Source organism: Parasutterella sp. (genome assembly GCF_057870745.1).
Genome location: NZ_DBMALT010000079.1, coordinates 1 through 5,623, shown reverse-complemented (window position 1 = coordinate 5,623; position 5,623 = coordinate 1). Strand labels below are relative to the sequence as shown.

The following is a 5,623-nucleotide window of genomic DNA, read 5'->3' as shown; positions in this document are numbered from 1 at the left end:
TGTACTTGTAATTCTTAACCGAAACGATTGAAACGTGCAGAGGCATTGTCACCCTCCAAGACTGAGATACTCTTAATTATATCATATAGTGCTACATTTAGGCTACATTAACGGTAAAAATTTTTGGGCTCAAACTCAGAGCTGGCCTGGCTTTGGCCCAAAAATAACTCTCAAACTCGGGAGAATTGGCGAAGACTGTTAAAGAATACAACGAAGGAATCAAGAATGATTCGGACACATTCGGGCGTAAGACTTTGGTGGACACTAGCGGCAAACCTATCCCGTTAGATAAAGGATCATTCTACATCATGCCCGCCACTGCGGCAGTTATCGCGACTTACTGTGGATTGAAGATTAACAAAGATGCCAAGGTTCAAAATGTATTCGGTGAAGTTATTCGGGTCTCTGGGCAGCTAGGGAAATGACCGGCGGAGTTCACGGAGCGGGCTATATGTCAGGCTCAGCTTTTGGTAAAGCAATGACTTTCGGTCGAATTGCAGCGAAAGATATCGCAAAACAGAAATAAGTCACGCGGCTCAGGTAGGGATAGAGTGATATCCCTACCTAACCCATTTGTTGGAGGAAAAATGAGACACCGTGTAGAAGTAACAGTGTTGGATACGCTGCTTTATGAAGATCTCCAGCATCGATATTGTCAAAATCCTTGCTCAGGCAAATGTCCCGTTTATAACAAAGGTGACGTTTTTATCTTTTACCGTGAAGACGGCAAAGACAGCTTTTGACAGTGTGGCTTAAATACATTAGTTTCAACACAAGGGAATCCGGAGGAGATAGCGGGTGGTCCAGATAAGCCCTTTTGTTCTGAAGCTTGGGATGCAATCTCAAGGTACATCTACACGGGTCTGCAGGGCGGTCCGATTATGAAAGGTTGGATGAAGGAAGAGAACACAATGATTGCGTGTTGTTCGGATGGGACGAGACCTGTGATTTTCAAAATTGAAAGGATCGATATTCCTTAACAGCAGAACCACTCTATCAGGGACCTCTTGAAGCACTTGGCGGAGGCCCTTTTGCTGTCCATGGAAACTAGGAAAATTACAGGCTAGATCGCAATTTCCCCTTTCTTCTCTACCGTTGAGTTCGTGTTCAATCGGAGAGGATAAGGAACAACTATTGCCGCTTATCCTTAATTCAATGCTGCAGCGTCACAAATGTAAAACACCAAGAGCTCCAATCTGAACTACAAACGTTTGGGTTGTCCTTTCTTTCTTATTGGGCAGGAGAGGGTTTGGTTTTTAATGACGTGATAACGCCCGGCTCATCCCAATGGTAATCTGGCTCAATCCAGGATTTATTGTCATACGAGAAATAACACTTGATCCCTGCTAGGTCTAAAAGCAAGAAGGATAACCAATCTGCCCTGAAAGGTCTGTTTGCCAGCTGCTCGCGCTTTTGGGAATAAGTTTTTTCATTACTCCAAAAAAGAAAAGGGATTGTGTAGCCCCCGAGAGTTTTTGAAGAGTGGCCCACAAAATCACCTCGGTGACCGGACTCCGCGCCATGGTCTGAAAGATAAATCCAGTCGGCAGGAGTGCTACTCGCGGCTTTCTTGGTTAATTCAAGAGATTCAGAAATAATCTGATCTTGATACAGCATGCCGAGGTTGTATTGCTCTTTGAGGATGAGTGTCCTTTTGGAACGCCCCATATCTCTTAAAGATTTGCTGATATCGTCGTCTTTGCTCCAGGTCGCTTTAGTCCCTTCCGGGAACCTAAGTGCGAAGTGCGGGTGTAGACCAATCAAATGGACAACGATCAATTTCTTTTGGCAGTTTTCAGTTAAGGCTCTTTTTAATTCCGGTATTACTTTTTCGTCAAAAGAGACGCTTGATCTCCCCGGTTGACGATTCATTTGTACCGCTTTATCTGCAAAACTCGAATATTCTGCTTCTATGCCGAGGTCATCCTGATTACTGATCCAAGTAATGTGATATCCGGCCTTCTTGAATATAGCCAATAAGTGAACATGCTCTTTGAAGGGAGCGTTAAGGTCAAATTCCAACATGGAATTGAAAGCAGGAACTGTACTAAATTTTGTTGAATAGGCTTCGCGTGCTTTAATAAAAAGCGGATCTTTTGTCTCAATTTCTTTAAGCCGAGGAGTTGTGTTGCGTGGGTAGCCATATAAAGACATGTCCTCTCTTGAGGTGCTCTCGCCGATAATTAAAACAATTGTCTTAGGACCTTCTTCTACGCTCGAAATAAGTTTTTTTGCGGCGGACAAATAGCCTTTATTTTCATTTTCGATTTCTTCCCAATAATCCTGCTGGGCTTCAATGGCGTTGAATAGGTTGGCGTAAATAAACAAAGGAAACCGCTTGCGCCAGGCATCTTGGTAGAAAGAGAAGATGAATAACAATACCAACACACTTACAAAGGCAAGGATTCTTTTGGATCTTGGGAGGCTGGCTCGGGTGATTGTGGTAAGGCATATACAGCAAAGGATGAAAACTAAAAGAGAAAAAAGTCCCCACAGGAGTAATTGTTCTAAACCAGCCTGTACGTAGCTCACGCTCTCATCTAAATTTGTATTGGCTAACGCTTCTATAACGAAGGAAGAATCAATGGTAGCGTCATAATTTTTATAGAGAAACCCTTGAATACCACTAAAAGAAATGATGAGTAAGCAAAATACAAGATTGGTAAAGAGAAGAATTTTTTTTATGAAAATAGGCAGATGCCAAGCGAGCAAAAAAGAAAGCGGAACATAAAAGGCCGCTAACTGAAGGCTTCGAATCATACCTAGAGCTACGCTTGCGAAGACAAACACTATGAGGTTATACAAAAATATCCAACACGATGCGCTAGTCAAGTCTTTGTTAGCCAAGCTATTTTCAAAGTAATTCATTGTTATCTCAGGGATTTCCTGCTTTTATATTTTCTTCTCGATATGCTTTTTCATCAAAGCATTAAGAAATCATTTCAATAAATAGTGCTTTAAAAGAAAATGGTTAGTTCATTCCAAACCTTATAATTTCAAGTCTTTAATTTTTGCCCACAGTTAATGAAATCAATTTATTTTCCCCTTTCTATTTTCATTTCTCTTTCCGTGTCTTTTCCTGCTATTGCGAATGACGAAGTGGTTAAGGGCAACCAGACGTTCCAAAGTTTTAATAAAGCCAAAAAAGCTATGGAACGGTTTGTAATATCAAATCGGAGAATAACTCTTTACTGCCAGGTCCCCTTCGATAAAGATAAAAATATCATATTGCCAAAAGGGTTCGCTACCTCTACCCACGCAAAGCGAGCGGGACGTGTTGAATGGGAGCATGTAGTTCCTGCAGAAAATTTCGGACGGTTCTTTTCCGAATGGAGAGAGGGATCTCCAAGATGTGTTGATAATAGGGGAAATCCGTTTAAGGGTCGAAAATGTGCAGAAAAAGAAAATATAGTGTTTCGCTATATGCAAAGTGATTTATACAATTTGTATCCAGCTATCGGTGCGGTTAATGCGGAGCGTGGAAACAAGAACTTCGAAGTATTACCGAAGAACACTCCAAATTCATTTGGATCGTGTTCCGTGAAAATATCAGGAAACAAAGTTGAACCACCTCAGGACTCAAGGGGACCAATTGCTCGGACCTATAAATATATGGCTTATGCGTACCCGAATTATTTTCAAATGAGTTCGAGCCAGTCTCGCCTTATGGACGCATGGGATAAGGCTTATCCAGTACAAGAATGGGAATGCGAGCGGGCATTCAAAATAAAGCAACTGCAGGGGAATAATAACCCCTTTGTTTTGAATTTTTGTAAGAAATAGGGACCGTTTTTGAGCATGAGAACCCCAAGATTCAATTGGACTCCGTGATAATTTTTTGGATCTTTCCATTATTCAAGTCTTGTTCTGCAGCGGCTTGGCCGTTATGGAATTTCACTTGGAGCCGATGGGCGTCAAAAGAAACCAATAAACGGTTTCAAACAACGACGCCCTTTACCAACCATGTTATTAATTCCAAAGGGTAGGTTTTAGTTAACGATCGGGACGCACCTAAATTATTTTATAAATCCTCTTTGTCATGTTTGACGAGAATGATGCGCTCGGAAAGTTGCCTAGTCTGCGAAAGAGGGTCTAGGCACCTTTTCTCACAAGAATATTTCTTATTTTTTATCTAATCCGCTATGACATATTTCTTGTTTATTTTTAATTCTCTCCATTAATTTCAACCAGCCCGAACCCTCTTGTTTGCTTTTCTTCTCAGGGTGGTATAAGTGGAAGACGGTAACCAGAAAATTGCCAGATTTTCTTTTGATTCCTGAATTAATCAACCTGACAGCTAAATCGGAATCTTCGAATCCCCAGCCGATGAATTCTTCGTCAAATCCATTTACTCTTTCTAAATCCTTCATCCAAAGTGCAAAATTGCAGCCCCGCAATTTTTTCCAGTTGTTTTTCGAGAGCTTTCTTAGGTAAAAAGGGTTAGGAAAAAGAGAAGATATCTTATTAATTTCTTTGTTGAGGTAGTGTTTAAAAAGTTGTGGAGAAGATTCTGAATCAAGACTTTCCAATTTACTTTCAATCTTATAAGAAAACTCTTTAGAGAGAAGAACGCGTGTACCAGTAACAAAAAAACCAGGCTCGGCAAGTCTTCTGTGTTTAGCTACGAAATCCCGTCTAGGAATACAATCGCCATCGAGGAAAATTATGTAGCTTCCCGACGCTTTTCTTAAGGCATTGTTTCTGGAAGCCGCAAGTCGAAAGCCTTTGTCTTCTTGCCACGCATGCTTTAAAACCACAGGGAAGTCTTTTCTCATAGCATCGATCATTGCTTTTGTCTCCATACCGCTTCCGTCATCTGCGATAACGACTTCAAAATCTCCGGGATCTTGTTGCTCTTTTAAGGCTTCCAAAACTAACTTTAGATAAGTTGGTTTGTTGTAAGTGGAGACTATTACGGAAATCTTCATGGTTAAACAGTCGATGAGTCTTTAATCATTAGTCTGGATGAAATTCTGAAACCTCAGGGAGATTAATCCTTCTGACTCGCTTGGCGTAAAGGAAGCAGAAGAAAATCTTCAAAATAATTGTAAACAAGGGTAAGATAAACGAGTTCGCGTTTACTTTTACATCTCTTACAGGAGAATTCTAATGAACAAGACTGAAATGATCGAAGCAGTTGCTTCCGAAACAGGCCTCGCAAAAACCGAAGTAGCGAAGGTGTTGAATGCATATACCGCTGAAATCATCAAGACCGTCGCTGCAGGTGGCGATTATACTGTGATTGGTTTTGGTAAGTTCTATGGATCTCAGCGTCAAGCCCGTACAGGCCGCAATCCCTCTACTGGCGCAGAGATTAAAATTCCCGCGGCTATGGTTCCGAAGTTTTCTGCTGGCAAAGCTTTTAAAGATGCTGTCAACGCTCCCAAAAAGACTGTGCGCAAGAGCCGTGCCAAAACTAAAAAATAAAGTTTAGCTGCTTTGAGTATAGAAGGGGCGAACTGCCATTCTTTCTTATGGATGGCACAAGCCTCTTTTTTATTAAATTGAAAAGTCTAAACGAGTTCACTACTGTCCAAAATAAATTTGAACGATTGACATAGCCCCAATGCAAACATGCTGGCGATCCGATAAAGTTGATTTTTGCGAAATAAACAAACGGAAC

The 5,623-nt window shown here is 41.2% G+C and carries 7 protein-coding genes; 5 read left to right on the top strand and 2 right to left on the bottom strand.

What is annotated here, in order from left to right:
- Positions 1 to 185: 185 nt before the first annotated feature.
- The 3 genes from ACZND6_RS12600 (at position 186) to ACZND6_RS12590 (ending at position 980) form a co-directional block, all read left to right on the top strand.
- Positions 186 to 425 (top strand): hypothetical protein, encoded by a 240-nt coding sequence (locus ACZND6_RS12600; protein ID WP_369976775.1) that lies wholly within the window; start codon positions 186 to 188, stop codon positions 423 to 425.
- A gap of 162 nt (positions 426 to 587) precedes the next feature.
- Entirely contained in the window at positions 588 to 743 is a 156-nt protein-coding gene (locus ACZND6_RS12595) for a hypothetical protein (protein WP_370747980.1), read from the top strand.
- 48 nt (positions 744 to 791) lie between these two features.
- The gene (locus ACZND6_RS12590) at positions 792 to 980 is read left to right on the top strand and encodes a TIGR04076 family protein (RefSeq protein WP_369976781.1); all 189 of its coding nucleotides are present in this window, start codon (positions 792 to 794) and stop codon (positions 978 to 980) included.
- Between the two features lie 250 nt (positions 981 to 1,230).
- On the opposite strand, the gene ACZND6_RS12585 is transcribed toward ACZND6_RS12590, so the two are convergent.
- Positions 1,231 to 2,868, bottom strand: coding sequence for a phosphoethanolamine transferase family protein (locus ACZND6_RS12585; protein ID WP_370758145.1), 1,638 nt, complete (start codon positions 2,866 to 2,868; stop codon positions 1,231 to 1,233).
- A 156-nt stretch (positions 2,869 to 3,024) separates the two neighbouring features.
- Here ACZND6_RS12585 and ACZND6_RS12580 point away from each other — a divergent pair, with 156 nt between their 5' ends.
- Positions 3,025 to 3,783, top strand: coding sequence for an endonuclease (locus ACZND6_RS12580; protein ID WP_369976254.1), 759 nt, complete (start codon positions 3,025 to 3,027; stop codon positions 3,781 to 3,783).
- 338 nt (positions 3,784 to 4,121) lie between these two features.
- On the opposite strand, the gene ACZND6_RS12575 is transcribed toward ACZND6_RS12580, so the two are convergent.
- Positions 4,122 to 4,928: a glycosyltransferase family 2 protein gene (locus ACZND6_RS12575; RefSeq protein ID WP_369976252.1), complete on the bottom strand. Its 807-nt coding sequence runs from the start codon at positions 4,926 to 4,928 to the stop codon at positions 4,122 to 4,124.
- A gap of 181 nt (positions 4,929 to 5,109) precedes the next feature.
- On the opposite strand from ACZND6_RS12575, the gene ACZND6_RS12570 reads away from it, so the two are divergent.
- Positions 5,110 to 5,427, top strand: a complete 318-nt coding sequence (locus ACZND6_RS12570) for an HU family DNA-binding protein (RefSeq protein ID WP_279127262.1) — start codon at positions 5,110 to 5,112, stop codon at positions 5,425 to 5,427.
- The last annotated feature ends 196 nt before the right edge of the window (positions 5,428 to 5,623 follow it).

Excerpts from the sequence above, each read along its gene's own strand:
- ACZND6_RS12580 (WP_369976254.1), top strand. The coding sequence starts at position 3,025 with ATGAAATCAATTTATTTTCCCCTTTCTATTTTCATTTCTCTTTCCGTG.
- ACZND6_RS12585 (WP_370758145.1), bottom strand. The coding sequence starts at position 2,868 with ATGAATTACTTTGAAAATAGCTTGGCTAACAAAGACTTGACTAGCGCA.
- ACZND6_RS12570 (WP_279127262.1), top strand. The coding sequence starts at position 5,110 with ATGAACAAGACTGAAATGATCGAAGCAGTTGCTTCCGAAACAGGCCTC.
- ACZND6_RS12575 (WP_369976252.1), bottom strand. The coding sequence starts at position 4,928 with ATGAAGATTTCCGTAATAGTCTCCACTTACAACAAACCAACTTATCTA.
- ACZND6_RS12595 (WP_370747980.1), top strand. The coding sequence starts at position 588 with ATGAGACACCGTGTAGAAGTAACAGTGTTGGATACGCTGCTTTATGAA.